Raw genomic sequence first — 26928 nt, 5'->3', positions numbered from 1 at the left:
GTATCGATTAAGAAATCTCGTGGAACTTCGTAGGGTTTTAAATTAGCATCTTTAGAAATTTTTAAGTGATTGGTGAATTAATCGTTTTATTTCATTGTGTTGTTTATTATAGCGATATAATAATTCTGCTTTAGGAATGATAACAGCTAATAAATAATACCATTGACTATCAGCGTAGATAAAAATATCTTGTAGCAAGGGACTATTTTTGAATGAAATTTCAAGCATTGTAGTGGCAATAAATTCACCATGAAAAAGTTTGATAATATTTTTTCTTCTTTCAATAAATGCTAACTGATTTTTCCCTAGCTCTTCGACGATATCTCCAGTTTTATAATAACCCTGTTCATCAAAAAATTGGTTATCTAATTCAGGACGTTTATAATAACCTGAAATAATAGTGGAAGTCTTAAGTAATAACTCACCTCGTGGATAAAGTTTATCTGTTGTATAATAATCTAGCTTAGGAACATCAATAAGTTTATAATCCTCAACGTATGGTTTCGATACCTTATTATCATGACAAATAACTAATGTTTTAGTGCTACCATAATTATTGTGCAGTGGTATTTGAAATATTGACTCAATAAAATCAGCTAATTCTTTGGCAAGTGGCGCTGAAGTATAATCTATTTGTTTGACATTGCCGCCAAAAATATTGATACGTATCTCTTCTTTGAGTGTAGTATTAAGTTGTCGATCATCCTCTGTTTTCTTTCGACGTTCTAGCTCAGTTTGATATAGCTGCAGTATTATTTCAGCTATTCTGGGTATTAATATAAGTTCAGTTGGCTTTGCTAAGGAAATATCTTCAAATAAAGAAGATAAGTTACTTTTAGCCACCAGATAACAAGTACCACCTCTTGCTAAAAGATTATAAAATTGTATGTTTGCCAAACTATGACTTATCGGTAGGTACAAAACAGTTGTCATTTCTTTATTAGAATTATTATTAAAAAGAGTAGGGTTCCACATATTTGATACAAATTTTTCATTATAAATAGCGCCTTTAGGCGAACCAGTGCTACTGGATGTATAAATTATCATCGATATCTAGGATAGATCATTATTATTCTCAGGGTAAGGTACTTTCGGTAACTGGCTACCTAAATGGATAATATTGGATAGCTCTTAGATTGTGATATTTGATTGTTTTTGTAATTGTTCAAGTTTTTCTGAATTATCATTGGAAAAGTTATAATTGAAAACAATTATTCGTTTTATTGACTGATTATTTTTTACTAACTCTACTGTTATATGTAAGTATTCTATGCTGGCTGCGATTATTTATGGTTCTACTTCTTGTAAAATAAGCGTTAATTCTTTGGTTGATAAATTAGTTTGTAGAGAAATTATAATTGCATTAATTTGCACACAGGCGAGATTAATAGCAATATAATCACTATTAATAAAAGATAAAATAACAACTTTATCACTGGGCTTTTAGTGGGTATTGGCAATGGTAATACCATTCATTGGCAATATTTTCAGCTCTATTCCATAATTGTTGATAAGTAATTGTTTGATATTTTGCTTTTAATTGGCTAACAACCCGCTTGGATTTAGCATCTGTTATATAGTGTTTAACACGCTCGCCAATCGTGATATTTTTTATAATATTTTCAACTATATATAGTAAAGGCATAACCCCTCCTTGTTATTTTTAGTACGAAATAAAAGTATATTAATTATACAAGAACGCTTAACGTAAGTTCAGTGATATTAAGTTAGCGGTAAATGTAGTGTATAAATATACGCAAAATACAGATTGCAATAAATGGTAAGAAGTATAGGGGATGGTAAATAACTTTCTGCTGATTAAAATAAGTTGCTATCAATTTGTTAATGGTGTACCCTGTAGGAATCGAACCTACAATTAGCCCTTAGGAGGGGCTTGTTATATCCATTTAAACTAAGAGGACATAGAATTGCTTCAGTCTAAATTGCCTTGATATACTATCTATTTTATTATTAAATCCCTATTAAAATCAACTTGTTGAATACAATTAGTTTAATTTTATTGCTGATTGCTGATTGCTGATTGCTGATTGCTGATTGCTGATTGCTGATTGCTGATTGCTGATTGCTGATTGCTGATTGCTGATTGCTGATTGCTGATTGCTGATTGCTGGATTTGTGTTTAAATAGGTTTGATTCTTTGTTGCGTTATATTAGAGAAAATCGTTAAATTATTATTTCATAAATTATCATTTAGTGAATTATTTAATAATTATTGTTATTAAATTTGTTTATCTATTTTACATTATGATGTGTTTATCATTTTGAGAATAATTATTATTGTTTGTTTTTTTTTTAATATTTTGGGGCTATAACTTAGGGTTATTTATTTTTTTTTAACCTATCCCCCTATTTAAAGTAATCGCTTGCACATTATATGCTTAGATAAATAGTGATTAAATTCTTATCATTAAATCAAAAAGTAAGTAAGATTAAATTAATGAGGATATATAATTATGAATGGACAATCTATGTGAGGGTGTTTTGTTGAATAGAAAAACAAGATTTAAAACATATCGATTATGCGGCGTATTTTTTGCAGTAGGATTGATTACGAGCTGTTCGAGTACACCGACCTATAATCAACAGCGCTTTGATCCGTTAGAGAGTTTTAATCGAACAATGTTTGATTTTAATTATCATGTTTTGGATCGTTATGTGGTACGTCCAGTTGCCGTTGCTTGGCGTGATTACGCTCCTATGCCTGCACGTAATGGTTTAGTTAATTTTTTGGCTAACCTGGAAGAGCCTGCGAGTATGGTGAATAATTTTCTACGCGGTGATATTTATCAAGGAATGAAGCATTTCAATCGTTTTTTCCTAAATAGTGTTTTTGGTATGGCGGGATTGATCGATATTGCTTCAATGGCTAATCCTAAACTTGTTAAACAAGAATCTAATCGTTTTGGTAGTACTTTAGGATATTATCAGGTTGGCTACGGTCCATATGTGGTATTGCCAGGTTATGGTAGTTTTACCCTACGAGAAGATGGGGGTGACTGGGCTGACAAAGCTTATCCGATGTTAAGTTACCTTACTTTTTGGATGTCAGCCGGAAAATGGGTAATAGAGGGAATCGAAAAACGGGCACTTTTTTTAGACTCTGATGGAATACTGCAAAACTCTTCTGATCCATATTTAATGGTCAGAGAGGCATATTTTCAGAATAAAGATTTTAAGGCGCAGGGAGGGGTGTTGAAGCCGACTATTAATCTTAACGCTGCTGTGATTGAAGAAGATTTGGATTCTATTGATGAGTAATATACTGGTATATTTTAATTTAAATGTTAATGAGTAAAAAATAACGGTGAGATAATTTATTGATTTTTATGGTCACGTTAACTTGAATCTTTATAAATAAAAAAATCAATTAATAATATAATTGTTTGCTAATTATCATTTACGATAAATTATTTAATTAGTGAATGATGGCATCAGTGATGATATTTGGATTTTATATTATCATCACTAAAATATTTCTTACTAATCGATTTTAGCAAGGATAGCAATAGCTATCCTTTTGTATTTTTAAGAAAAAATTAGAATTTGTAGTTAAAGTTAACGCTAGCTAACCAGGCGCTACCACTTGATTTAAATTCATACGCCGGTAGTGGCATACCTATTGATCGCGTTTCTTCTTTAATTTTTACGTGTTGTCCATGCATGTAGGAAATGCCTACGTCGACCGAGGCATTTTCGTTAAAGGCATAAGTTGTACCAGCACTGATCCAAAAGCGATCTTGATCAGGAATTGAGATCGAGCGATTTTTAGCGGGTACCGGGCTATCATCAAAGGCAATACCGGTACGAAATGTCCAATGATCATCATGATAGTAAGTGGTGCCTAAAGCAATACGGAACACATCTCTAAAACTTTCATGTTTATTAAATAAAACGCGTCCATCATCTTTTGCGGTGGCTTTCAATTCTTTAAACTGGCTCCAACTGGTATAGGCTAAACTATAATGAACCGCCCATTTAGGTGCCACTTTATTATAACCGGAGATTTCCCAAATTTCTGGTAGATTCAGATCCAGTTTTCCCTTAATGCTATTGCCGCTTAAACTACCAGGGATTGATGAAGGAAGCTCATTACTATAGTCGCCATTAAACTTTATTTTAACTTCTGAACGATAAGGTAAAGCTGTAACGATTATTCTCATCTAATTCATACAGGATGCCGGCATTCCAGCCATATCCCCAATCATTACCCTTTAGTTTGGCAATTGTGGTTGATTTAGGTAGCCCCCCAATATTGGGCCAAATTCCCCAATATGACGGGTAATTTCTGCATCGGCATAGACTGCATTAAAGCCTAAACCTGCACTGAAATGCTCATTAAGGCGATAAGCACCGTTTAAATTTAAGTTCAGTGCGGTGAGATCGGTTTTCCCGCCAATACGCCCAGCATTATAGTTGTGATTGAATTCAGTGGCTAAACCGTAATTAGCGGTAATTGAAGTGCCAACAGCCCATTTTTCATTTACTAGAAAAATAAAATGAGCATTGGGTATCCAGGCATGAGGCGCGATGTTGTTTGAACTGGTACTATTACCAGTGACAGGTGATTTTCCTTTTATATCAACGTCAGGATTAATATAAATTGCACCAAGAGAGAGTACTGGGTTATTGAATAACATCATCGCTGCTGGATTGCGACTACCAACACTAGCATTATCGCCATCCCCTGAAAAAGCACTACCCAATGCAGAAGTGGAATGTTCGTTTAGTTGAAAGCCAGCAGCACTGGCATTTGTCGAAATAAAACTTACAGCCATTGCCAAGATTGTATGTTTGAACAGGTTTTTCTGGTTCATAACCCAAACCTCTTAAATTATATTTATGATAAGAACGACATTGATAGTCGTAATAGAAAGGCCCGAATTGTATTGCTCCATGCCAATATGGCAAATCAGACCAGTTGACTGAGTATAAAATTGAATACCGGTTTTATTACAAGCATGTTTAATGCGTATATTTTATTTGTTTGTAAAAATGTGATTTATTTAACATAAAATTGGCGCATTAATTATACGAAGTGATAGGGATAGAGTAACAATAGGGATATTAGATTAAATAACTACTTGATATTTTATAGATTATCAGATGGTAGCTGGTATTTTTTTGTTAATTAGCGTTATGATTATATTTTGTTAATGCTTATTGTTGGAAAAAATTATGTCGGATGCTAAGAATCGTTGTCATGCAGAAGCAACTGCTGCTTGCTGTTGTGTTGATGTCGGTACAGTGATAGATAATCAAAATTGTACCGCTTCTTTTGAAAAAAATTTTTTAAATTAACAAGAGGCTTAAAAAGTATTAACACAGCTAATAGAAAAAGCGCGGTCAGTTGAATCTGAGCCTTGTGTTATTGAACATCAGATTCAGCCTATTGCTGAGGGTGTTAAATTACTAGCCAATTTTACCTTTTGTTGTGAAGTTGAAACGCTAATTTTTCAATTAAATTTGCGTTAATTGAATTTAACAGTGCCTACAGAAGTTTTGTAGGCATTTGATCGTTGAGTTGTTCTCAATATTTTGACTTGTGTGGCAAATAAATATTCATATCTTGTGTGCCGCTTCTCAGTTTTTAATTTTTATTATTTTTCTTTCACTACATTTGAATAACAATTGATTATCAGATCAGATCTCTGTGAAGTATTGGGAATGATTAACTATAGTTTCATTTTTCATTTTTTATAAAAAGGGAAGCGAGAGCTGCTATGAACTACAACGTTAAGAATACTGATCGTATCGCAATTGTTACTGGGTTACGCCTTCCTTTTGCTAAACAGGCAACGGCTTATCATAATATACCTGCTGTCGATCTAGGCAAAATGGTAGTACGTAAATTAGTTATTCGCAGTGGTATTGATTCTCAACTTATTGATCAAGTGGTTTTGGTCAAGTAGTTCAGATGCCTGAAGTGCCGAATATTGCTAGAGAGATTGTTTTAGGCACTGGACTACCTATTTCAACAGATGCTTATAGTATTTCTAGGGCATGTGCTACTAGTTTTCAGGCTATTACCAATATTGTAGAAAGTATGAAGGCGGGTACTATTGAGGTCGGTATTGCTGGAGGAGCGGATTCATCATCAGTTTTACCTATTGGAGTAACTAAAAAAATGTCAAGCACTCTAGTTGACCTTAATAGAGCAAAATCAATTGGCCAACATTTGCGGCTCTTAAGCACATTAAGTTTTCGTGACTTTTTGCTAGCTTCACCAGCAGTAGCGGAATATTCTACGGGTTTAAGAATGGGAGATACTGCCGAACAGATGGCAAAAACTTATCATATTAGTCGTGAAGAACAAGACGCTTTTGCTCATCGTTCTCATATCCTAGCCGCCCAGGCTTGGGATAGCGGCGTATTACAGAAAGAAGTAATGACAGCTTATACACTGCCGTTCCTGGAGTCATTATCGGAAGACAATAATGTTCGAAAAGACTCAACACTTGCTTCTTATGCAAAGTTAAAACCTGCTTTTGATCGCCAACATGGTACTGTTACCGCCGCGAACAGCACGCCAATGACTGATGGTGCAGCGGCAGTAATGTTGATGTTTGAATCAAATGCGAAAGCATTAGGTATAACTCCATTGGGTTATATTCTTAGTTATGCTTTTTCGGCTATTGACGTTTGGCAGGACATGCTATTAGGCCTTTCTTATGCAACACCATTAGCTCTCAAAAACGCGGGATTAAGTTTAAAAGATCTTACCTTAATTGATATGCATGAAGCTTTTTCTGCTCAAGTATTAGCCAATATGAAAATATTTGCGAGCAAAAAATTTGCTCAAGAGAAATTAGGGTAATCTGAAGCGATCGGTGAAATTAATATGGAAAAATTTAATGTATTAGGCGGGTCTATTGCTTATGGTCATCCATTTGCTACCACAGGTGCTAGTATGGTGACACAGACGCTTAATGAGTTACATCGTCGTGGCGGTTTTGGCGCTAACGACCGCTTGTGCAGCAGGCGGTTTAGGTGCAGCAATGATTTTGGAGGTTGATTAGTTATGACTAATAAAAATGAAGAAAAAAACTTACCTGAAATTACTAGCTATCCTGTGTTTCATTTTTCCGTAAAACAAAATAATATTGGTGTTATTTCCATTGATGTTCCAGGCGAAAAAGTTAATACATTAAAAGCCGAATTTGTTGACTAATTTTATATGATATTACAGCAAGCACAAGCAATAGTGGGTTTCAAAGGGATTATTATTATTTCAAATAAACCAGGGTGTTTTCTTGCTGGCGCTGATATTAGTATGGTTTCTAATTGTAAAACAAAAGAAGAAGCAACAAGGCTTGCCATGATAGGGCCAAAATTATTTAACTTGCTTGAAAATTATCCATTACCTATTGTCGCTGCAATTGATGGAGTATGTTTAGGCGGTGGATTAGAATTAGCGCTTACCTGTCATGTAAGAATTTGTACTCTGTCAGATAAAACGCGTCTTGGTTTACCAGAGGTACAATTAGGCTTAATACTTGGTTCTGGAGGAACACAACGTTTACCTCGTTTAATCGGTTTAGTTAATGGATTAGATTTGATTCTGACTAGCCGTCAATTAAGGTCAAAGCAATCACTAAAATTGGATTTAGTCGACGATATTGTTCCAGCAGAAATTTTATTGCAAACGGCAATTAACTGGATTTATAAAGGGAGAAAAGGCAAAACATGTTTGCCTCTCATGCTGTGTTTATCAGAAATATCTTATTCGCGATAATTAAAAATAAAACAAATTCAAAAAGTAAAAGGTCATTACCCTGCGTTAGAAAAAGCGATTTCAGTAGTTGCTATTGGCTATGAAAAAGGTGTTCAAGCCGGACTTGAGGCAGAGGCAAAAGCCTTTGGAAAGCTGGCAATGACACCAGAATCTAACGCTTTACGAGGTCTTTTTTTTTGGCTCGACTTCGCTAAAAAGTGAAATGGGTAGTTTTGGAAAATCTGCTACAATTCATCAGGTAGGTGTGTTAGGTGGAGGCCTCATGGGAGGCGGGATTGCCTATGTGACAGCGGCCCGAGGTAAATTACCTGTTCGAGTGAAGGACATTAATAATGGAGGACTTAATCAAGCATTAAAATTCAGTTGGCAGCGCTTAACGGAGCAAGTTAAACGTAAGCGTATATCTGTACAAGAGCGCGCTCGACAGATGATGTTAATTTTAGGCACATTAGACTATAAAGGGCTTGAAAAAACGCAAATTATCGTAGAAGCCGTTTTTGAAGATTTAGTATTAAAGCCTAACATGGTACAGGAAGTGGAGGCAATGACATTAAATGAAGTTGCTTTTGTTTCTAATACATCTTCGTTACCTATCCATAAAATTGCAGAGTTTGCTAAATACCCAGAACGTATAATTGGACTTCATTACTTCATTACTTCATTACTTCATTACTTCATTACTTCATTACTTCATTACTTCATTACTTGATTACTTCATTACTTCATTACTTCATTACTTCATTACTTCATTACTTCAGTCCAGTCGATAAAATGCCATTCGTTGAAGTGATCCCTCATAGTAAGACGAGTAATCAAACAATTGCTACTGCTGTGACATTGGCAAAAAAACAGGGTAAAACTGCAATTGTTGTTGGTGACAATGCAGGTTTTTATGTTAATCGGATACTAGCACCTTATATTGCTGAAGCGACACGTTGTCTGTTAGCTGGTGAATCCATTGAGCATATTGATAATGCTTTAGTTAAATTTGGTTTTCCGATTGGTCCATTGAACTTGTTAGACGAAGTCGGAATTGATGTAGGCACTAAAATTATGCCGGTGCTTGTTGAACAATTTGGCGAACGATTTTCTGTCCTATCAGAACTTAATATCATATTGGAAGATGATAGAAAGGGGCGTAAAAATGTCCGAGGTTTTTATCTTTATAAGAAAAATAAGATCAGTTGGCTGTGGAGTAAAAAACAGCGTCAAGCCGACACAACCATTTATGAGTTATTTAATATTCAACCCAAAGCAATTTTATCTGAGCAGGAAATTACTCGTTGCCTTGACGAAGGTGTTATTCGGCATGTAAATGATATCAAACCATCAATAGTAGCTGACACCAGTCATCAATATCCGATGTTTTATAATTAATACACTGTTTTATAAATATTTTATTTTTTCTCAGCATAGAATAGCTGTTTTTAGCTGCCTATCATAATCCTTGCGTCATGAAATTTATGTACATATTAGTGTACATGAAATATTATAGAAAAAAAACGCAAGGAGAAAAAATATGGTGGTAAGTGATTCTTGGTTAAGAGCGGTAAATGGCAAGCCACAAGATAAAATGGTAACTAAATCAGAAAGAGAGGGTTTATCAGTTCGCGTGACAGCAAAAGGTAAAGTGATTTTTTAATACCGCTATTGTTGGCAGGGGAAAGGTGATCGGATAGATATTGGAACTTATCCGGCAATTAGTTTAAAAGATGCCCGTGATAGTACGCTTTTTTACCGAGGTGAACTAAAGCAGCATAGAAACCCGAAAGTGGTTAAACGCACTCGTAAACAAAAATCAGTTGAAGCGAAAATGGTTGAATCCGTTATTCGTGACTGGTGGGAAAAGTCACTTAAAAATGCACAGATAAAAGCGGGTGAAATATTAAGGTCATTTGAAATTTATGTTTTTCCCAAGATCGGCAATTTACCTCATGACGAAACTCACTTGTATGTCTGGTTATCGCTAATTGAAGAGGTAGTAAAAGTAAAACCTACGATAGGTGCGCGGTCTTACGTTATGCCAAAACCGCCCATCGATGGGGAATACGTAGGGGGATTATTTCTTTAAATCCGCTTATCGATGTGACAGACTATAACCCTAGAAATGCCCTGATAATAAAACTAGCGTTATTGTTTGGTTGCCGGATAGGGGAATTGCTAAAAGCGAAAATGACCGATTTCCATTTTACGAAAAGAGTATGGACAGTACCGCCCGAAAATCATAAAACAGGGCGAAAAAGCAAAAAGCCGATTATTCGGCTTATTATTCCAGCGGCAGAGGAATTGATAAAAACCGCTAAAAAATTGAATTATGGCAGTGATTATTTATTTACCGTGTCTGGTGGTAGACCGTTACGTGTAGGTGGACATATCAAATTTATTAGTAACCTCAATAAAAAAATGGCTCACAGATTTGAAAACTATACTCACTGGTCAATTCACGATTTGCGTAAAACTATGCGTACGGGTGTTGCGCAGTTAACTCAACCTCATGTTGCTGAAATTATGTTAGGTCATAAATTACCGGGGGTTTGGCAGGTATACGATAAGCATACCTACCAAGAGGAACAGCGAGATGTTTATGAGCGCTGGTGGAATAAAGTTAGTCAAATCGTTTACCCTTCTCCCAATCCATAATATCCTGCCTGGCAAAATTAAGCTCATCAGATCTAAACCGAGGGCGTGGAAAACCTTCCCGCCGTTGTTTTCCATTATCCGCCCACTGTCTGATAGTGTGTATTGTTACTTTGTACCTTTTTGCAAGTTCACTGGTTTTGACAAAAGGGGATTCATTCATAGGATTTTCTCCTTTATTACTGGTAAACGCTTACCTTTCGGTATGGGTAGTTTGAGTGGTGTAAATTCAGGTGGGATAATGGTTATTAGCTCTAGACTAATTCTTCAATGTGTCGAGGAGGAATACCCTAAAATAAACGATAAGTGCAGGCACTATCATAATGCCGATAACCAGTAGCTCTTGTCCGCCTAAATGGATGTTGCCTAATTCACCACGTTTATACCTGATTTGTGGGTCAATGACGGTATCGGCGTGAGCAATTTGACCAACAATGAGTTCGAAGGCAAACGCTGCACCGATAAACAATAATATCGTGATTAGTAATTTGATGATGTTAAGTTTCATGGTTGAAACTTTTGAAATTGGCTTATTTATTAACGCAAATCGCTTTAGCGTTAATATCCTTGAAAGTCTCAAATTCACGTTGAAACTGCTTAGAGGCGAATTGGCACATGTTCTCAGTGTCGAATTCCTGATTATGAACACTGGCAAAGTTACTCGATGCGTAAGGGCTGGCGTACACTGCCAGGATTAAAATCCACATGGTGGGTTCTTCGTTATTAATGATAATAATAATGATAAATATTTGATGTTAAAATATAAATTTTTGTAAATTTAAGGTTAATTCTTTATTTTTCTTCTATGATTATTGCAGATGATAATTTTTATTCCTTTCACGTTTTTTGTGGTCAAATTCATTTTTCCCTGGTGTTGGCCAGCATTGCGCTGGTCTTTTTTTTTACTTTCTCTTCATCGCTTCTAGTAATAAATCCTGTATTGCCCGTTTCGAGTTGCGACGTTTCATAACCACTTCATCAAGGGTATCTTTAGCGACGATATGGTGAATAAAGACAGGGCGGTTATGTCCGGCTTGCGCTTGACGGATGGGGCCGATACGTTCGATAATTTGCTAGTACTGCTCTAAATCCCACCAGTGGGAGAAAAAGACCAGAATATTGCCGCCATCCTGTAAATTTAAGCCGTGCCCACAGTTTGCAGATTGGGCAAAAAGTAACGGGATTTTGCCATTATTCCAGTCGGTAAGGGTTTGTGGATTAGCGTCTAAATTTTTCCCTTTTGGAAACGCTTTTAATAAACGCTCCAGGTCATGTTTCCAGTGGTAAGCAACAACCAGTACTGTCATCCCTCCGGCTTCATTGACAATACTTTCCAGCGCCTGGATTTTGGCATCGTGTATCACTGTCCAGTTGTGATTGTCATCGCTATATATAGCGCCGGCTGCAATTTGCAAAGTTTTTATTGTTTTGACCGCGGCATTTAACGCTTCAATAGCGCTATCACCCAATTCAAGAAACAGTTCTTTTTCCATGGCCTGATAGTGTGCTCGCGCTTTTGCAGGTAGCGTAATGTTGATAACGTTGTTTATCGGCTCTTCGATATCGAACCAGTCGGATGCATCAAGGGATAACGTGACATCACTGAGTGCTAACTGAATTTGTAGCTGCGCAAACCCTAAAGGCTCAAACCTGCTCCACTGTTGTCCGGGGAACTGGATGCGATTAAACCAGCGAGACGTGAACGCATTATGGGTTCTGCCTAGGCGTTCTCTCTGGCCAACAAACCACGCTCGCCCCCATAAGTCCATCAGCCCGTTGGGTGAAGGCGTACCGGTCAGATTTACCCATCGATGAACCGATTTATGCGCGATTTTGGCGAGTGCAGCGGTGCGTTTACCGCCTTTGCGTAACCGGAATGATTTTAACCAGGTGCTCTCATCGGTGATAATCGTGCCAAAAGGCCAACTATCTCCTAGGATGTCGACTAGCCAGACGAGATTATCATAATTGATAGTAAATACGCTGGCATGGGTATTTTTGAGTGCTGCCATCCGTGTTTTGGCGTTGCCAATGATGGGTTGCACTTCGATATTATGGCGGCGGTTCCATTTAAGCGCCTCATCCGGCCAGGTGGATTGGGCCTACCAGTAAAGGGGCTAACACCAATGTGGGTTTGGTTTCACTGCCTGCAAGATAGAGATTTTCTAACGCCGTCAGCGTTGCTGCTGTTTTACCCATTCCCATCTCCACCCAGACATTTGAGCGTTTGATATCGAGCAGGTGGTTGATAATGAGATTTTGGTAAGGTCGGGGGGGTGAAGGTTTTAGCGATTGTCTTTTGTTCAGGCGAAAATCTGGATAGTTTTGTCATGGGTATGTAATCCGTTCCAGTTCTTTTTCATGGGGAGTTTGTCAGTCAGATACTGGTCATAAATTCGCTGTGCGCCTTTTCTCAGCAAAACAGGGCGATAACTAATGAAACTATTCGCACCATGTGGGCTTATTTCGTTTTATTTTTCGGTTAAATATTTATCCAGAGCGGTAGCGGCAACACGCCCGCGTAAATTGTTACCGGACTTACTTTCGTTATAGAGCCAGTTTTTCGCGGCAAGATAATGATTTATCTGTTGGCTGTTTACCACGTTAAGCATTTTGCTAAACTGGGTAGGGGGTTATACCTTCTTTGAGGAGATTTTTAAGACAATCGTTTTCGGTTGAGAGACTTTTATTTTCCAGTAATAGCTTTTCTTTCTCTTCCTCAGCACGAACAACCATGAGAGCGAGTTCTTTTGCTGTTGGTAGTAATGTTTGAGCTTGTAAAACACGTCTTTCACATTCAATAAAGTACTGCCTTGCCTGTTTCCCTTTTTCGTTACGCTCAACCATTGACAACTCTTTCGCCATATCGATGCTGATGTAGTAGTCTTTCATCGGACGTTGGCGAGATTTTGCACTCGCCAATTTTGGCGAGCTCAAATTTTCAACAATTATGTAATCCTGATTTTCAACAAATCCGTATTGTCTAATTCTGTCTTTGATCCAATTGGAAAAATCTTTTCCAATTTCCAAAAACGCATGTAGATCACGGGCATTAACCGTCTGGATTAATCCGCCGTTAATGTTTTTTGTTTCGATGTTGATTAAATTTGACATAAGGATATTCCTCAATACTTAAATTGATAAAAGATTGCCCCTTTAAAAAGGGGCGTTAAGATTAATTAGTGACGTTCTAGGAAGTGGGTCAATTTACCTTCATACCAGTGATCGGTGCGAGCGGTGATTATCCCGATTTGTTGATGGTGGAATTGTTCAAAAAGCTGTTTGATCTCCGCTAAAACGCAATTGACATTCTCACGCTTACGTAAAAGTCGTTTGATAACCTGTTTTTCAGCATCATTGATAATCTGGCGTAATGACTCGGTGATGTAATAAATCCGTCTGCATTCTTCAGCCATCAGCGGTATATGCTCTACCTGAAAATGTTCAGGAGATGGTGTGCCAGTGACTTCACTCAACGCCAGCCACACCGCATTACTCCATGAACGCTCAAACCGGAAGCCATTTGTCATACACCAGACTAAATGTATCAGGTTACGGGTGTCTGAATGGCTAAAACGCTCTACGGCTTTAGTTTGGGGTTGTGGTTGATGGAGATCATATTTACCAGTTTTGCGGATTGATGGAAGGACTTCATTAAACACCCAATCCTGAAATTGTTTTGCCTCGGTTTTATTACTGCGGAAAATAACACGATAAAGGTTAGGTTGATTGACAAATGTGAGTAGTTGATTTCCACCTTTTGTAAGGGTTACATGTTTTGTAACCCCTTTATTATCCATTTGAAAACGTTCAGGGCTTGCAACAATAATGGATAAAATTTCACGTACATCTTTAAGGCAGAACCACGGCTCAAAATTTATTATCTTTATGCGTACATCATGGGTTTCCTGGAAAGAAAACGAGATAGCTTGTGTGGTAGTCATAATATGACCTCCGATAGTGGTTTGAATTTACTCACCACCTAGAGGAGCAAAACTCATATTGGCGGTGAACTGAACAGGATTTGCACTACCGGAAACCACCGACCGGCCAGCTTTTCAGCTGCCCTATCCAGCTCACCATTGAAAGGTATAGCTAGATTACGACATTAAAAAACGCGCTCGCGGCGTGTACATGTCCGCGGTAGCTTACAGCAGGGTGCAAATCCCGACATCTGGTTTTGCAGATGCAAATAAACTATAGCGCATGATTTCTTCTTTCGTCAATAGAGATTTAAAATATCAATTTTTTACTACGCTGTGGCAATCCCGTTCATCATGACACCTAATAACCTAGGAAATTGGCTATCATAGAAATGGGGTTGCGTTTGACGAGGATGGTTTGGGTCTGTTAGGTTTTTGCCAAACTGTAATCCTTTTTCTGTCAGTGACCAGAATAATTTTTCTTTATCAGGATGTTTGCTACTTGGACGTGATTTACGCTCAACAATACCTAATAATTGCAGACGTTTAAAGCCAGATGGTGGGCTGTAAGGCTTGCCATGTAGTTGCAAAAGCTCCGTAAAAGAATGTGTCACTTCGCTTGATACTGTCAAATTTCCTTCGGGTGCATCAACAGCATAAGCGGGTAGTATATCCCGCATACCAAGGGAAGATTGCAGTTTTTTCATTGCGCCGAGTAGACCAGAAGGGGCGATACGTAGTTCTTACTTGTAAAAAGCGATCATGGCGAAGCTAGCTTGCACTTTATCGGTTAATGCGCCATTGTTGCTTTTTACTGAATCACGAAATTGTTCATAAACCTAAACTTGGAATGCAGGTTCGATCCATGCGGTATATCTAATGGTAACGAGTTCATCTGCCCAAGTTCCTGATTCAATTCCACCTTTAATCACATTAACCGAAGCTCTTTTTTGAGCATTGCTTAAGGATTGTACAAATGAGGCTATTCCATCACCTCGTAGAAAGTTTGATGGGTGTTGCGATTCTGTCGCTTTACCTTGTGCAACGGCGGCACGGTGTAGATCATTTAGACAATAACGCCCGAAAGCGTCTTGGCGTACAATGGTATTTTCGATAACAACTAATTTAGACATAAAAATATGCCTCCTTAGTTAAACAAGGGGATCAACAAGATAAGTTGCTTAAATGGTTTTCAACCGATAGTGGGTAAAATGCTGCTTAGATCCTGACTGTCCAGAATAATGACCTGATGGCCTAGGGCAAAAGCCGTGCGTGTTCGCATAACTGGTATGGAGTGGGCTTTCGCCTGGTGCTTTGCATTCCACAAAAATAATGTTGCCATTGGGCAGGGCGACTAATCGGTCAGGCACGCCTCGTCGCCCGGGTGAAACAAATTTATAGGCAATACCGCCGATTTTTCGAGCTTCATGCACCAAGTGCTTTTCAATATTGTTTTCCCTAATTAACCGCATGAATCCATCCTTTTTATATGTTCCCACTTAATTTGCATCAAACAAAAATCGGCGCGGTGTTCACTCCAGATACGATTATCACGATTTCTCGCCAGTCGGTTTGCCTGTGACCATGCGCGTGCGGTTTCATGGTATCGCCTGCCTGTTCAAGGTGAACTGCATCGTGTGCCGCCTTAAAATAAAGTGGACTGTCGTTTTTTCTAAAGGCCCTGGTGTTTATTTTATCCTGTGTAATTTATTCCTTTCGATAGCGATCAGTCTCAAACCCAGCTGCATTAAGCGGTAAATCAAAAGCCCAGTAAGGCTTGGCACTTAACAGTGTACTTAACACCTCGGCTGAGAATTGTGGGGTATCTGGCGCTTCGCTGATAATTTCATCATGGACGGTTAGGACAATTTCATAACCCGTCTTTTCAATAGGTGGAATGTTATAGGCTAATACATCCCGTGCAGTGCTCTGACATATATTTTCAGTAATTTTCCCCCCGTAGGTTTTTAACCGTTCCCATTTTCGGTTGTAGGGATTAATACCCATATAGGTGATTTATCCATTTTCTATTTGCGCAGAAGGGTAGCAAATACTCCGTCCTGATGGTAAAAAAATCCTGAGCCAGCCTTTATCGGGACGGACAGTAAGTTTACGGCACTTAAAAGGTATAGAATGGCGTTTTTTACTGCATCTTCAATGTCGTACCAAAAGGATACAGTTTGCGGGTGAGCATTGCGCTACATCCGTTTAAGGGAATCGCAGGTAACAAAGACCTTTTCGCTGAGGCCATAAGTTTTATCTGTTTCAACGGATTTTTGATACCAGCTTATTGCTTCTCGTTTAACATTAGGCGGTATGTTAGGTAATGAGGCTTTCGCCAGTTCATCTAAATCCAGACCGTAGGCGAGGGCGAACGTCAGAAATACCACAACCCCACCGCCATAGCCTAAGCCGGGTTCCATCAGCTTACCGACTTGTCGTTGGGCTTTAGTGACGTTTTCAGGTAAAAGATTAAATGCGCGCGCATAGGCGAGTTTATACAGGTCATCGCCCTTGACGTTATCAAATTCGCTAAAAGCGTTGACTTTCCAGTTTTCCCCTGCCAACCATGCCAGCATGCGGCCTTCAATATTTGATAAATCGGAGATAACCAGCTTCTTACCCAGTGGGGCAACAATACATCCTCTAAGTACAGAACTGGTCAGTTGCATAATGTCATCAAAAATCAGCTCTGTGCATCCGGCTTTTAACGCTTCAATCCCGTTATCAAGGGTATTTTGGTCAAGCGTGGGTCTGGGGAGATTATCGGGCTGAAAAATCCGCCCCGCCCAACGTCCGGTGCGTGAAGCGCCATAAAATTGCTTAGTCCATCGAAGACGTCTATCTGCGCTTACCGATTTTAACAGCGCTTTGTATTTACTGGTGCTGGTTGTGTACGATTGTAGACGGACTGACAGCAGTTCGCGTAAAGCCTGTGGGATATCGTTAATGCGGCGCTGTAGCGTGCTGGCTTGCATATCCGGTAATGTGATGCCAAATGCCGAGGTAATTATGTTGTAATAGTGCATCACGTTGGGTCGTGGACTGTACAGTGTTACCCGTTAATTGCGGGGTGACGGTTGATAACCGTTTTTGCTCGTTTTCAACGGCAGTCAAGGCGCTTTTCGCCAGTTGAACATCTATGCACATTCCAAGGCGATTAATTGTTTGGTCTAATTACCATAACACTATTTCGTCAAAATCCATATTCCAGCGGGGTAAATGTTGATAAATTTCGCACATCGCTAAAATATCAGAGCCTGCGTAAGTTTTAAACCGTTGCCAATCTTCGAAATGTGTTAACGCCGTGGCGCGCTGTATTTTACTGTTTTTAGGGCGCGGTTTGTAAAATAACTGTATAAGCGCTTTACCCTCTTTATCTTTGGCTTTATCGCTATCGACGTTGAAAATATCGCAAAGCGAACCAAACGCACCTGGTAAGCCATGTGCCAGTGCTTGTACTAATGTGTCGTGAACGCGGGATAACGGTAAGTCAATATTTAACACGTGTTTTAAAATTACCGTATCAAACATCCCCCCATTATGCGAGACAGTTAAAATCGCAGAGTCATCAAGATAGGCTTTTAAATCCTTTGGCATCGTTTTATCTTGCGTCACATCCCAAACCTTTACGGGTTCATGATTATAAGCATACGCAAAAAGTAATATCTCTGCATTTTCAGCATAACGATACGTGCCACAATTAATCGAAATATCGCTATAGGTTTCTAGATCGCAAAACAGTAAATTTTGCATAATTCATCCTTATCAGGCGGTAACGGAAAAACGCCCCATTTTAGGATGATACCACTGACTGCCGCGTTTCTCAGACTCAAGCATCGCCTTATCCAGCGCGTATTTAAATGCTTCTTCCTCAACTACCGACATTTGGGTAATCTGACCACCTGGCACTACATGGGGCACTTTTTTGTAAGGCACCTTCCACGCTGTGACCAATTACCGACATTTCGCATCGCTTAAGCCGTACTTTGTTTTAAGATAGCTATGCCTTGGAAACCCGTTGGGATAGTGTCTTGTTTGATATGCTCGATTTCTTCTAAGACTTGCTCTACCTGATGCTCGATACTCTTTAACCGACGCTCCTGTGCAACGTTAGCTAAGGTCATTGCTGCGATAATTTCATTGGCGCTTTGGAGTTTACTTTGCCGCTCCAGTTTATCAATCAGCGAGCGGCGAACCGCTTTCGACTCACGCGCGACAACACGAAGCGCTTGCTTAAGCGTCATTTCGATAACTTCTGATTCCGTGTTGTTCATTTTTTGCACTACACTTTTTGTGTAGTACTCTCCCTCAAGCTCATCCTTAATGTTTTCAATAAATTTGTTGTTTCTAATTGGTGGTTCACCATGTTCTTTTCGTGTTTCGTTGACCATTAGCAGTAATTGTTGTGAGTCGATCGTTTCACTGCCGACTAGTGTGATATTTTGTGCGTTCATTAGATTTTGCATATAAAGTTATTCCTCAATAATGAAATTGATGAAAGATTGCCCCTATAGAAAGGGGCGTTAAGATTAATTAGTGACGTTTTATGAAATGGGTTAACTCACCTTCATACCAGTGATCGGTGCGAGCGGTGATTATCCCGATTTGTTGATGGTGGAAATGTTCAAAAAGCTGTTTGATCTCCGCTAACACGGTATCGATATTTTCACGTTTACGTAAAAGTCGTTTGATCACCTGCTTTTCAGCGTCATTAATAATCTGGCGTAATGACTCGGTGATATAGTAAATACGTCGGCATTCGTCAGCCATTAACAGTATATGCTCTACCTGAAAACGCTCCGGTGATGGCGTGCCCGTCACTTCACGTAACGCCAGCCAAACCGCATTACTCCATGAACGCTCAAAACGGAATCCATCTGTCATGCACCAGACTAAGTGTGTTAGATTGCGTGTATCAGAATGGGTAAAACGCTCTGAGGCTTTGGGTTGGTATTGAGGGTTAGGTTTAACGGTTTGATTAACTGTTTGTTTATCGAGGATATCCAGCACCCATTTTCTGAATTCTTTTGCTACAGCTGTACGTGCGAACATAGCGACTAGGTGTGCCCCACGTAACGAGAATATACGAACTGGCATTCTCACCGTTCCCGTTTTTCTAACGACGCCCAAATTGACCATCGTTGCCATACATTCCCAAAATTCATCTTTATTGCGATTAAAAATTTTTGTTACCGAATCTGTTTCTATATATTCCAGTGCTTTGGCGAGTTCAGCAAAAGTAAACCAGATTTCTCCATTACGAGAAATAGTTTCAAGAATAGTATTACGGAAAACTAGAGTAGTCATAGTAATAATTTCCTTTGTAGGTTTAGGATAATCACCACCTTTGAGGTCAATCTTGGGTGGCGAACTGGACGAGGTTGACCTTACCGGCTACAAAGGGACCGGCAAGCCTTACGGCTCCCTCATCCAGCCCACCATTGATTTTTGATATGGCGGACTGACGTATAAAAAACACGCTGTTGGCGTGCTATGCGCCTTTGTAGTTACAGCAGGAGGTTAATTCCGACATCTGATTTCGCAGATGCATATAAGCTATAGCGCATGATTTCTTCTTTCGTCAATGGGTATTTTGTGGTTATAATTGCGCGGTCTTGGGTTATTAGCTTAGTGGGTAGAGCAGTGGACTCTTAATCCATCACGGTCGCAGGTTCGAATCCTGCATAGCCCGCCATTTTACCGATGCTTCTTTGCCAATCGCTTATTCTCTTTTCTCAAGAATTGGTTTTCTTCAGCCAGTAGTTGGATCATATTGATTAATGTTTTGGTTTCCTCATCGGCGTAAACGGGTTGCGTTAAATCAAGCAGATAATGGCTGTTATTACTGGCGTTAGTGAGAGTAAGGACTTTAGTCATATTATCTAATTTTATTTTTAAGCCTCCTCAGGGTATTTACGCTTTACATATCAAATTTCCCTTAAATTAAATAGAGTAAAATTTACTCATATTTTTGAGCGGTGCCTGATTATTTCACCACTTCAGGCGGCAGTAGTTCCCTGGTGTTAACTTGCCAATAACTCTTCTTCCTCAGCCATGCTAAGGTCGTCAAACTCTTCAACAGAAGCTACGTTTCCACCACTAAACGCATCATCATCACGGAAAAACTGAACGCCTATTAATGACGCTGAAACCCCTTTACCGTTAAAGTCATAGGCGTAAAACTCAATGATGGCGTTAACGTAACAGCCAGAATAGGGGCGACCATCTTGCGCCGTCAGAGGTGAAGTATTACGATCAAAGACTGACGCGAGAGCTTTATTACTGGCACTGAGATACATGTTTCCGGCATAGCCGTCGTATTCTTTATTGTCTCCATCCTGAAAGCAAAAACGGTTAGGATTATTGCAAATGTTGTTATAAATTTTTTCTACCTCTTTGGCTCCCCATTTTTCCTTAATAACCGCTTTAATCTCGGCTTTGATTTCATCAATCAGGTCAGTACGACTTTTGGCGATAAGGAAAGTGGCACGGTATTTGAATTCACTTTGACCACTAAACTGAGAAGGTTCAAATAAATCAGGGAAAGCCAGACGTACATTGTTTAATTTGATTTTCATCACGTTACCTTTTAATTAAATGGATTTATTAACGAGTGACGCTTCGATCACATCGTCAAAGTCGTTTAAGGGGTTAGTAATAATCGAAGGTCGTGGGTTAGATTCCGGTGCGATAACGGGTTTACCGTCTGCTCGTTCAATAAGCGCTTCCAGTTTTACCCAGCGACTCGGTTTGTCTTTTTTAAGCAGTTTTTCAGCCTGTGGCGGGCTGATAATTTTCTTGTGGTAGATTTTTGCTCCTGTTTAAGTTTGGCGTTTTTTAACAGCGTTTCGGCTTCATGCTCATCACATCAAGTGCGATTACCCTGTTTGCCAGTAACCAGTTTAAAGCCCGGTACCGATTGCTTGTTGTGTAATGCTTCGGCAACCCGATTGCGTAAGGCTTTACAAAAGCTTTCTATCAAATCGACATGCGAGTAGAGTTTTGCCATTTGCTCAGGGGTTAGTAGCGTAATGCGTTTTGGCGCATCGTTTAGTTGGGGTGTCAACCGTTGGGTTAAATCGACAAAATAGCCTCTGACTTCATTATGGACAAATTGCGTCTGGGCAAAACAAAAACACAATCCACCTTTTGCTTTGCAAAACCGGCATTGCTTGATGCCCAGTGAAAAGGCACTATCTGGTAGCGCATCAAGCCCGTTTCTCTCGGCAAGGGTTGCCATCTCCATGGCTTTTCCCCCTTAATCGGGCTAAGTCCCCAAAGTCTTTTAAGTCCTCAACCGATAGCGCCCAGTCAGACAGATGGTTAAGGCGGGGTTAATGAATAAAAAGCCGAACCGTTTTAAAATCATAAACTAGGTCAAACTGATGTAAAGCTTCCAGTGCATAGAGCATGAGTTGTTCGTTGTCCTGGGCATACACTTTAACGCCTTTACCGTATTTCAGGTCATGGATTTGTAACTCATCATCGCTGATAATAATCGCATCCGCGGTACCGAATGAATTCTCTACGCCAATGACCGCTGAAAAATCCACCCGTTCTTCAACATGTAAGATTTTCCCTTCCGTAAGTTGCCAGACGGTATCGATATAGGTCTGGACGTGTTCAATCATCTCTTCATCCACTTGTAGCGAATTGGCTTTTAGCAAGGGATATGTGCCGATATAATCTTTTGCATCAAAGCCAGATGTTCGCTTACGCCCGTCACTAAAAGGGTTTTGACGCATTGTTAGGATACTTTCTGCTAATGCATGCGCCGCGCTGCCTTCTTCCGCAAACGGCGATGTTTTATCGGGTAAGGTGGCTTCTACTGCGAGACTGGTGGAGCATTTAAGCCATCTATGCGCTGAGGAGGGAGAAAGTTTTGCATGTTCAGCCATCGCTACCCTCGGATTTATCATCGGTTAAAACGCTTTCCAGTTTTTCAATGAATTGAACTACATTGTCATCGGTAATATCACTCAGTCTTTTAGCATTAAGTTCATCGAATATTTTAACGACTTCATGCCGATAGCCTTTTTTTGCCAATTCGGTTATCAGTTTTGAAGATTGAGTGCGTGGGTCTTCAGCTTCTACCAATTTCACTTCCGCTGGTGTAGGCAATTCACGCACTAATGACAAGGCAAATTCACGACGTTCGGTAATGCCCTGGAGATTACCCCAATTAGCCAGTATTTTTAGGCAGATAGTTAATATCTTGGTTTTGGGAAGAAATTGCACCTTAGGTAACCCGTTTAAGGTACAATAAAGCGCATCAATTTGCCCGGTTTTGCTATCAGCTTTTTCAGATGCAAAAGTCGCTTCGGCTTTGGCCAATTGGGTATTGTCAAGTTTAAGCGCTTTGTCACCACATAAGACAGACAGGGCAACTACGTGACGCAAATCAAGCGATTCAATATCACCCTGTTCTACTTTAGGCGCTTCAACAATCGGTTTAACGGCTTTAGTAGGTTTCGTTTCTACCTTGGGGGTTTGAACCTTTTTCTCGGCGACAACCGGTGCTGGTTTGCCTTCAGCGCTAGCGGGCACTTCTATAGTAATTTCAGGCTTAATTATTTCTTTAGGCTCAACCATAGCAGATGGCGAAACAGGTTGTGGCTTAACATCCGGTGTGAAGGGTTTCGCCTTTTTCACCCCTGTCGGTTCGTTTGGATCACTGGGGTCATGTTCAGATTGTCCGACTAACTGACTGATTAACATTTTGTGGGCTTCGGCTAGTTGATTGTGAGCCATGATCATTTTCGTGTAGTTTTCTGTCAGTCTTGCCAGCAGGGGAGTATTTGCGGTAAACATTGTGTAGAGGCCTCAACGGTATACAGTGACAGGGAATTGGTGATTGACATTACGTTTTAGCGCTTCAAGTTTTTGTAAATAGCGTACACGCCGGACGTTGTTGTTCATCGGAAATCGCTCCGATGACAGGATTTTTGCTTTTTGCATGGTGGTTTTTCCGATGGAATGTGTTAAATAGGGTATGCCTGATATTTCTGGTGCGTCAGGGGGTTTTGGCGGTGTATGCCCGGAGCTATCCGGTTTATATTTACAGCCATATTGGTAGTGGCCTGGTGTTGATTTTTAACTTAATGACTGTATTTTGGTTATTTCACACACCCAAAAACCGACTTTTTTGGTGTTTTATGGTTCGCTTTTTCAGCGAGATAAAAATAATTATTGGTATTTTGTATTCTTAGATTTGGGTAAAAAATCACTTACCATAGGCCACTTCGCAAAATGGCCTATAATTAGTGTTGTTTGCGTTTGCATTTTTTTCTCTGCCAGTGTTGCCCTTTCACGACCATTTTTATCGAATAGTGTTAATCTTCTCGCCAGCCTGATCGCGTCTGACGGTACATCGCATTTAATGCGTAGGGGTCTAAACAGAAAAATCTGTGCTGTTCCGACTTTCTAAATTGTTAAAGAGCGTGTTAGTAGTTATTTGTTTGCCTTACACTGTACATATATCCATTTGTACAAATAACGTACTCTTGATATAATATATAATGCGATTTTTTAAATTTTATTTTCTCTAGTGCTAAAATACTCTGTAAATTTCTTTTGTTTTTCTGGATATGCTTTATTTGTTGCGTTGGGGGTTTCTGAGTTAGTATGGGCATCGTTCGTTAACTCGATTTGGTCACGCACTTTCACTGAAAGTGATTTTAATTCAATTGCTTTATCTAGAACCAAAGTATTCAAAACATCTCTTTCCTCGCCGGAAAGACCAAAAGAAATTCTTTGTAGTAACTCTATATTTGCTCTAATATATAAAAATTTTTAGCTAATAATGTAAAGTTGTTACCCATTCGTAAGTCTCATTACTAATTTCATTAAAATTTAGTTTACATAAATTTTAATGTCAAGATGTAAGGTAAATTTTATTTTACCTTATCTTGATATGGATAATTTTAGTGAAGAGATTTAGATATATATTGTACAGTTTTATCTAACAGCTTATTTTTGAGGCGAAAGTTTTTGAGTGAGTTCGGTGTATAATTTTCTATAATATTCGACTTTGTCTTCAAGTATTTTTATTAGATTATCTTTCTCAGTGTCAGGTAGCTGCTGAGCAAGTCTAAGTACTTTAATATCAGATGCTTCAATGTTTAGCTTTAGGTCTTGTATTTTCTCCAAACGATCTATACCAGCAATAATCCATTCAGGTGAGCATTTCAAAGCTTCGGATATATTCATTAATTTATCCCCACCTAAAACGCTTAGTTCTCTTTCTCATTGAGACACCGCTACGCGACTGACCCCGATTAGACCGGATAAATCTATTGCTATTAGACCTAATTCAGTTCGTCTTTCGTAAATTCTACGGCCTATTGCTTCCCTATCATATTCAGCCACTTGTAAACCCCTCTTTATTATATAAAATATTATTTATAAAAAGTAAACTTTAATTTATAATTTTGAGGTTTCTGAATGTTAAAAGCAATTGTTGTTAGTTATTTTCGCTCAAAAAGGAATGTTGCTAATGTTTTTGGGATATCTCCACAGGCTGTTGGACAATGGGGGGATGTTATCCTTGAAAAATCTGCATTACTTATTGAGAAAATAACCAATGGATCGCTTAAGTATAATCCTAAGTTATACAGAAAACACCATACAGAAAATTCACAACAAAATAATACCGACTAACACTAAGGCCAAATAATCCATGCAAATCAATTATTCCGTCGGGCGTAGTGTTACTGATCAGCGCCCGAGTCCTGCTGTTGCTGGCTCGTATGACGATCGTGATCACCTAAAAACATGGGGTGCGTTGCCTAATGAATGGGTGCACTTTGATTTAGTCCTTGGTTATAACGATAGATTATTACCTGTGGTTTGTAATGCTGAGGCTACTATTTCGCCTTCCAGTAAAATGAAAGCACTAGGTAAAACGCCCTCTATCTATAATTCTCAGCGACAGGTTATTGGTATAACCGAATGGACTAGCAAATCTTCCACAGGGGCAGATATTGAAAAATGGATGAGGGAGCCTGATTACGGCATCTGTGTTAAAACAGGCTCTGGCATAGTAGCATTGGATTGTGATAGTGACGATGTAGATGTACAAGCCCGTATCCAAGCCTTTATGCTACAGTTCTTTGGTCAAATCCCACCACGCCGTTTTCGAGATAACAGTAACAAATGCCTTTACCTCATCGCAGTGGAAGGTAAGTATTCTAAACGTGTACATCGTTTAAAAAACGATTTGGGGATCATTGAGCTTCTCGTTAAAGGGCAACAATTTGTTGCCATGGGCGCGCATCCTACTGGTGCGAGGCTTCGGTGGGATAATGATTTACCGTCTGAACCTTTTATAATTACGGAAAATTAGTTAAATGCTTTCTGGCAGGTATTAGCTACCGAATTACCCGTTGTGTCGTCGTCAGAATCGAATCGCTTAGGAAAAGTAAGAGACCGTTCGATCGCAACGCCTAATGCAACTGATGAAGTCGCTGAGTTCTTGGATAGTCAAGGACTAACATTAGACTGTGGCTGTAATGGAGAACGCTATATCACTTGCCATTTTGAAAGTGGACATAACACTGATAGTGGGGTCACTAGTACGGCGTATTTCCCTAAAAACACAGCCGGTTTTGAAGTAGGCCATTTCAAATGTCTGCATGCCAGTTGTGCACACCGAAACGATGGCGATTTCTTGCACGCTATTGGGTTTGGTAAAGATGATTTTGATGATCTGTCGAATAATAAGACTGAAGAGGGTTTTATCGATATCAATATAGATATGACAAGCTACTTCCTTGAACGTTTCATTTATGTAGTCAAAGGTGATCAGGTGTGTGATTTATCACGCCCTCCTTATAATTGTGTCATTGAAATGAAATCGTTTAAAAATTTGATGGCACCTTATCAAATACCGTCAATAAGTAAAAAAGGTCAACTCATTCCAGCAGCAAAATGTTGGATAGAGCATCCTAAAAAACGGGTTGCTGAAAGTATTGGATACCAACCCGGTGAGGGGCGTTTAATTAAACGACATGATGGGCGTTTTGATATTAATGAGTTTTATCTATCTGGCCATACAACGGTTTCTAATTTTGATAAATCAGATGACGTTTTTCTTAAACACATGGAATACCTTTTGCCTAAAAAAGAACAAAGGGACTTTTTTATTTCGCGTTTAGCCTGGATAGTTCAACGCCCCGATCGTCGATGCCCTATTACTATACTTCATATATCTATGTTACACGGAACGGGGCGAGGATGGATGATTCAATTGATGGAAAAAATTCTAGGCTACTGGAATTGTACAAGGGCGAAAATGGATGTTATTTGCAAGAATCAATACCATGACTATTTACATCATTCTCTACTATGTAGCGTTGATGAAGTAAGAGAAAACACGGATAAGCGGTATTTAATTAGCGATCAACTACGTGACATTCTTACCGAGCCTAGATTTGAAGTTAATAATAAAAAAGAAAATAACTGAAGACATTTTTACTAGCTTTCTGTTTTTATCAAACCATATAGATGCAATTATTATCCCTGAAGAAGATAGACGTATTGCAGTCTTTGGAGGGCCTGATCACTTACAAGATGTCAAGTATTATGAAACCCTTTATCGTTATTTATTTTACA

General features: G+C 39.1%; 26 protein-coding genes, 2 tRNA genes and 10 pseudogenes. 11 read left to right on the top strand and 27 right to left on the bottom strand.

Going from position 1 to position 26928, the window contains the following annotated elements:
- Window positions 1-51: 51 nt before the first annotated feature.
- The 3 genes from ARADI_RS06225 to ARADI_RS06215 all read right to left on the bottom strand — a co-directional run bounded on the left by ARADI_RS06225 (window position 52) and on the right by ARADI_RS06215 (window position 1922).
- On the bottom strand, window positions 52-1047 hold the full coding sequence (locus ARADI_RS06225) for an AMP-binding protein (protein WP_119711471.1): 996 nt from the start codon (window positions 1045-1047) through the stop codon (window positions 52-54).
- Window positions 1048-1432: 385 nt separating this feature from the next.
- Window positions 1433-1645 carry a hypothetical protein gene (locus ARADI_RS06220; protein WP_119711470.1) on the bottom strand — a complete coding sequence of 71 codons (213 nt, stop codon included), beginning with the start codon at window positions 1643-1645 and terminating at the stop codon, window positions 1433-1435.
- A gap of 201 nt (window positions 1646-1846) precedes the next feature.
- A tRNA-Arg gene (locus ARADI_RS06215) sits at window positions 1847-1922 on the bottom strand.
- 556 nt (window positions 1923-2478) lie between these two features.
- On the opposite strand from ARADI_RS06215, the gene mlaA reads away from it, so the two are divergent.
- Window positions 2479-3279, top strand: coding sequence for a phospholipid-binding lipoprotein MlaA (gene mlaA / locus ARADI_RS06210; RefSeq protein ID WP_119711469.1), 801 nt, complete (start codon window positions 2479-2481; stop codon window positions 3277-3279).
- A 278-nt stretch (window positions 3280-3557) separates the two neighbouring features.
- Here mlaA and fadL read toward each other — a convergent pair.
- Window positions 3558-4835: pseudogene (fadL, locus tag ARADI_RS06205) on the bottom strand (long-chain fatty acid transporter FadL).
- Between the two features lie 361 nt (window positions 4836-5196).
- On the opposite strand from fadL, the pseudogene ARADI_RS06200 reads away from it, so the two are divergent.
- The 7 genes and pseudogenes from ARADI_RS06200 to ARADI_RS06180 all read left to right on the top strand — a co-directional run bounded on the left by ARADI_RS06200 (window position 5197) and on the right by ARADI_RS06180 (window position 10393).
- Window positions 5197-5493, top strand: a pseudogene (locus tag ARADI_RS06200) (YfcZ/YiiS family protein).
- 248 nt (window positions 5494-5741) lie between these two features.
- A pseudogene (gene fadI, locus ARADI_RS06195) lies at window positions 5742-7037 on the top strand (acetyl-CoA C-acyltransferase FadI).
- A gap of 2 nt (window positions 7038-7039) precedes the next feature.
- Window positions 7040-7189 (top strand): hypothetical protein, encoded by a 150-nt coding sequence (locus ARADI_RS17565; RefSeq protein WP_238149174.1) that lies wholly within the window; start codon window positions 7040-7042, stop codon window positions 7187-7189.
- Between the two features lie 6 nt (window positions 7190-7195).
- Window positions 7196-7753, top strand: coding sequence for an enoyl-CoA hydratase-related protein (locus ARADI_RS17560; RefSeq protein WP_238149173.1), 558 nt, complete (start codon window positions 7196-7198; stop codon window positions 7751-7753).
- A 202-nt stretch (window positions 7754-7955) separates the two neighbouring features.
- Window positions 7956-8462, top strand: a complete 507-nt coding sequence (locus ARADI_RS17555; RefSeq protein ID WP_238149172.1) for a 3-hydroxyacyl-CoA dehydrogenase NAD-binding domain-containing protein — start codon at window positions 7956-7958, stop codon at window positions 8460-8462.
- 35 nt (window positions 8463-8497) lie between these two features.
- Window positions 8498-9073, top strand: a pseudogene (locus ARADI_RS06185) (3-hydroxyacyl-CoA dehydrogenase family protein); the annotation flags it as partial.
- Between the two features lie 199 nt (window positions 9074-9272).
- A pseudogene (locus tag ARADI_RS06180) lies at window positions 9273-10393 on the top strand (tyrosine-type recombinase/integrase).
- Here ARADI_RS06180 and ARADI_RS06175 read toward each other — a convergent pair.
- The 15 genes and pseudogenes from ARADI_RS06175 to ARADI_RS06110 all read right to left on the bottom strand — a co-directional run bounded on the left by ARADI_RS06175 (window position 10359) and on the right by ARADI_RS06110 (window position 19623).
- Complete coding sequence (locus ARADI_RS06175; protein WP_119711467.1) at window positions 10359-10553, bottom strand: MerR family transcriptional regulator; 195 nt, start codon at window positions 10551-10553, stop codon at window positions 10359-10361. The pseudogene ARADI_RS06180 and the gene ARADI_RS06175 overlap by 35 nt on opposite strands.
- Window positions 10554-10649: 96 nt before the next feature.
- Window positions 10650-10898, bottom strand: a complete 249-nt coding sequence (locus ARADI_RS06170) for a hypothetical protein (RefSeq protein WP_119711466.1) — start codon at window positions 10896-10898, stop codon at window positions 10650-10652.
- A 22-nt stretch (window positions 10899-10920) separates the two neighbouring features.
- Window positions 10921-11097, bottom strand: a complete 177-nt coding sequence (locus ARADI_RS06165) for a hypothetical protein (protein WP_182853118.1) — start codon at window positions 11095-11097, stop codon at window positions 10921-10923.
- A gap of 195 nt (window positions 11098-11292) precedes the next feature.
- Window positions 11293-12595, bottom strand: a pseudogene (locus ARADI_RS06160) (SNF2-related protein).
- 266 nt (window positions 12596-12861) lie between these two features.
- Window positions 12862-13002: a hypothetical protein gene (locus ARADI_RS06155; protein WP_182853117.1), complete on the bottom strand. Its 141-nt coding sequence runs from the start codon at window positions 13000-13002 to the stop codon at window positions 12862-12864.
- A gap of 4 nt (window positions 13003-13006) precedes the next feature.
- On the bottom strand, window positions 13007-13519 hold the full coding sequence (locus ARADI_RS21615) for an antA/AntB antirepressor family protein (protein WP_439647078.1): 513 nt from the start codon (window positions 13517-13519) through the stop codon (window positions 13007-13009).
- Between the two features lie 50 nt (window positions 13520-13569).
- The gene (locus ARADI_RS06145; protein ID WP_119711464.1) at window positions 13570-14334 is read right to left on the bottom strand and encodes a BRO-N domain-containing protein; all 765 of its coding nucleotides are present in this window, start codon (window positions 14332-14334) and stop codon (window positions 13570-13572) included.
- Between the two features lie 308 nt (window positions 14335-14642).
- The gene (locus tag ARADI_RS17550) at window positions 14643-15020 is read right to left on the bottom strand and encodes a hypothetical protein (protein WP_238149171.1); all 378 of its coding nucleotides are present in this window, start codon (window positions 15018-15020) and stop codon (window positions 14643-14645) included.
- Window positions 15021-15152: 132 nt separating this feature from the next.
- Window positions 15153-15446: a KilA-N domain-containing protein gene (locus ARADI_RS17545; RefSeq protein WP_238149170.1), complete on the bottom strand. Its 294-nt coding sequence runs from the start codon at window positions 15444-15446 to the stop codon at window positions 15153-15155.
- A 59-nt stretch (window positions 15447-15505) separates the two neighbouring features.
- Window positions 15506-15785: pseudogene (locus ARADI_RS06135) on the bottom strand (PDDEXK family nuclease).
- Window positions 15776-15880 carry a hypothetical protein gene (locus tag ARADI_RS20755; protein ID WP_369406980.1) on the bottom strand — a complete coding sequence of 35 codons (105 nt, stop codon included), beginning with the start codon at window positions 15878-15880 and terminating at the stop codon, window positions 15776-15778. Before ARADI_RS20755 ends, ARADI_RS06135 begins: the two are co-directional and overlap by 10 nt.
- Before the next feature lie 140 nt (window positions 15881-16020).
- Window positions 16021-18069, bottom strand: a pseudogene (locus ARADI_RS06125) (DNA polymerase family A protein).
- 12 nt (window positions 18070-18081) lie between these two features.
- Entirely contained in the window at window positions 18082-18252 is a 171-nt protein-coding gene (locus tag ARADI_RS06120) for a hypothetical protein (RefSeq protein WP_238149169.1), read from the bottom strand.
- A gap of 38 nt (window positions 18253-18290) precedes the next feature.
- Entirely contained in the window at window positions 18291-18770 is a 480-nt protein-coding gene (locus tag ARADI_RS06115) for a hypothetical protein (protein WP_439647077.1), read from the bottom strand.
- 79 nt (window positions 18771-18849) lie between these two features.
- On the bottom strand, window positions 18850-19623 hold the full coding sequence (locus ARADI_RS06110) for a BRO-N domain-containing protein (protein WP_119711463.1): 774 nt from the start codon (window positions 19621-19623) through the stop codon (window positions 18850-18852).
- Window positions 19624-19933: 310 nt separating this feature from the next.
- Between ARADI_RS06110 and ARADI_RS06105 the strand changes: the two genes are divergently transcribed.
- Window positions 19934-20011: transfer RNA gene (locus tag ARADI_RS06105), tRNA-Lys, on the top strand.
- Window positions 20012-20013: 2 nt separating this feature from the next.
- On the opposite strand, the gene ARADI_RS06100 is transcribed toward ARADI_RS06105, so the two are convergent.
- The 8 genes and pseudogenes from ARADI_RS06100 to ARADI_RS19525 form a co-directional block, all read right to left on the bottom strand.
- Window positions 20014-20208, bottom strand: coding sequence for a hypothetical protein (locus tag ARADI_RS06100; protein ID WP_119711462.1), 195 nt, complete (start codon window positions 20206-20208; stop codon window positions 20014-20016).
- 131 nt (window positions 20209-20339) lie between these two features.
- Complete coding sequence (locus tag ARADI_RS06095) at window positions 20340-20894, bottom strand: DUF2815 family protein (protein WP_119711461.1); 555 nt, start codon at window positions 20892-20894, stop codon at window positions 20340-20342.
- 15 nt (window positions 20895-20909) lie between these two features.
- Window positions 20910-22235, bottom strand: a pseudogene (locus ARADI_RS06090) (DUF2800 domain-containing protein).
- Window positions 22207-23127, bottom strand: coding sequence for a hypothetical protein (locus ARADI_RS06085; RefSeq protein WP_119711460.1), 921 nt, complete (start codon window positions 23125-23127; stop codon window positions 22207-22209). The pseudogene ARADI_RS06090 and the gene ARADI_RS06085 overlap by 29 nt, the downstream one beginning before the upstream one ends.
- Window positions 23128-23139: 12 nt before the next feature.
- On the bottom strand, window positions 23140-23274 hold the full coding sequence (locus tag ARADI_RS19530; RefSeq protein ID WP_255420619.1) for a hypothetical protein: 135 nt from the start codon (window positions 23272-23274) through the stop codon (window positions 23140-23142).
- 570 nt (window positions 23275-23844) lie between these two features.
- Window positions 23845-24030, bottom strand: a complete 186-nt coding sequence (locus tag ARADI_RS06080) for a hypothetical protein (protein ID WP_119711459.1) — start codon at window positions 24028-24030, stop codon at window positions 23845-23847.
- Window positions 24031-24285: 255 nt separating this feature from the next.
- On the bottom strand, window positions 24286-24525 hold the full coding sequence (locus ARADI_RS06075) for a hypothetical protein (protein WP_119711458.1): 240 nt from the start codon (window positions 24523-24525) through the stop codon (window positions 24286-24288).
- A 36-nt stretch (window positions 24526-24561) separates the two neighbouring features.
- On the bottom strand, window positions 24562-24684 hold the full coding sequence (locus tag ARADI_RS19525; protein WP_255420618.1) for a hypothetical protein: 123 nt from the start codon (window positions 24682-24684) through the stop codon (window positions 24562-24564).
- A 75-nt stretch (window positions 24685-24759) separates the two neighbouring features.
- On the opposite strand from ARADI_RS19525, the gene ARADI_RS06070 reads away from it, so the two are divergent.
- Window positions 24760-24975, top strand: coding sequence for a Cro/CI family transcriptional regulator (locus ARADI_RS06070; RefSeq protein ID WP_119711457.1), 216 nt, complete (start codon window positions 24760-24762; stop codon window positions 24973-24975).
- Window positions 24976-25114: 139 nt separating this feature from the next.
- A pseudogene (locus ARADI_RS20750) lies at window positions 25115-26779 on the top strand (DUF5906 domain-containing protein).
- Window positions 26780-26928: the final 149 nt, after the last annotated feature.

Origin of the sequence: Arsenophonus endosymbiont of Aleurodicus floccissimus (assembly GCF_900343025.1) — a bacterium.
Classification (GTDB): domain Bacteria; phylum Pseudomonadota; class Gammaproteobacteria; order Enterobacterales; family Enterobacteriaceae; genus Arsenophonus.
This window is presented reverse-complemented; position numbering and strand designations above follow the sequence as displayed.

Coding starts and splice junctions, on each gene's coding strand:
- ARADI_RS06225 (WP_119711471.1), bottom strand. CDS start 1,047: ATGATAATTTATACATCCAGTAGCACTGGTTCGCCTAAAGGCGCTATT.
- ARADI_RS06220 (WP_119711470.1), bottom strand. CDS start 1,645: ATGCCTTTACTATATATAGTTGAAAATATTATAAAAAATATCACGATT.
- mlaA (WP_119711469.1), top strand. CDS start 2,479: ATGGACAATCTATGTGAGGGTGTTTTGTTGAATAGAAAAACAAGATTT.
- ARADI_RS17565 (WP_238149174.1), top strand. CDS start 7,040: ATGACTAATAAAAATGAAGAAAAAAACTTACCTGAAATTACTAGCTAT.
- ARADI_RS17560 (WP_238149173.1), top strand. CDS start 7,196: ATGATATTACAGCAAGCACAAGCAATAGTGGGTTTCAAAGGGATTATT.
- ARADI_RS17555 (WP_238149172.1), top strand. CDS start 7,956: ATGGGTAGTTTTGGAAAATCTGCTACAATTCATCAGGTAGGTGTGTTA.
- ARADI_RS06175 (WP_119711467.1), bottom strand. CDS start 10,553: ATGAATGAATCCCCTTTTGTCAAAACCAGTGAACTTGCAAAAAGGTAC.
- ARADI_RS06170 (WP_119711466.1), bottom strand. CDS start 10,898: ATGAAACTTAACATCATCAAATTACTAATCACGATATTATTGTTTATC.
- ARADI_RS06165 (WP_182853118.1), bottom strand. CDS start 11,097: ATGTGGATTTTAATCCTGGCAGTGTACGCCAGCCCTTACGCATCGAGT.
- ARADI_RS06155 (WP_182853117.1), bottom strand. CDS start 13,002: ATGCTTAACGTGGTAAACAGCCAACAGATAAATCATTATCTTGCCGCG.
- ARADI_RS06145 (WP_119711464.1), bottom strand. CDS start 14,334: ATGACTACCACACAAGCTATCTCGTTTTCTTTCCAGGAAACCCATGAT.
- ARADI_RS17550 (WP_238149171.1), bottom strand. CDS start 15,020: ATGAAAAAACTGCAATCTTCCCTTGGTATGCGGGATATACTACCCGCT.
- ARADI_RS17545 (WP_238149170.1), bottom strand. CDS start 15,446: ATGTCTAAATTAGTTGTTATCGAAAATACCATTGTACGCCAAGACGCT.
- ARADI_RS06115 (WP_439647077.1), bottom strand. CDS start 18,770: ATGAACGCACAAAATATCACACTAGTCGGCAGTGAAACGATCGACTCA.
- ARADI_RS06110 (WP_119711463.1), bottom strand. CDS start 19,623: ATGACTACTCTAGTTTTCCGTAATACTATTCTTGAAACTATTTCTCGT.
- ARADI_RS06095 (WP_119711461.1), bottom strand. CDS start 20,894: ATGAAAATCAAATTAAACAATGTACGTCTGGCTTTCCCTGATTTATTT.
- ARADI_RS06085 (WP_119711460.1), bottom strand. CDS start 23,127: ATGTTTACCGCAAATACTCCCCTGCTGGCAAGACTGACAGAAAACTAC.
- ARADI_RS19530 (WP_255420619.1), bottom strand. CDS start 23,274: ATGCAAAAAGCAAAAATCCTGTCATCGGAGCGATTTCCGATGAACAAC.
- ARADI_RS06075 (WP_119711458.1), bottom strand. CDS start 24,525: ATGAATATATCCGAAGCTTTGAAATGCTCACCTGAATGGATTATTGCT.
- ARADI_RS06070 (WP_119711457.1), top strand. CDS start 24,760: ATGTTAAAAGCAATTGTTGTTAGTTATTTTCGCTCAAAAAGGAATGTT.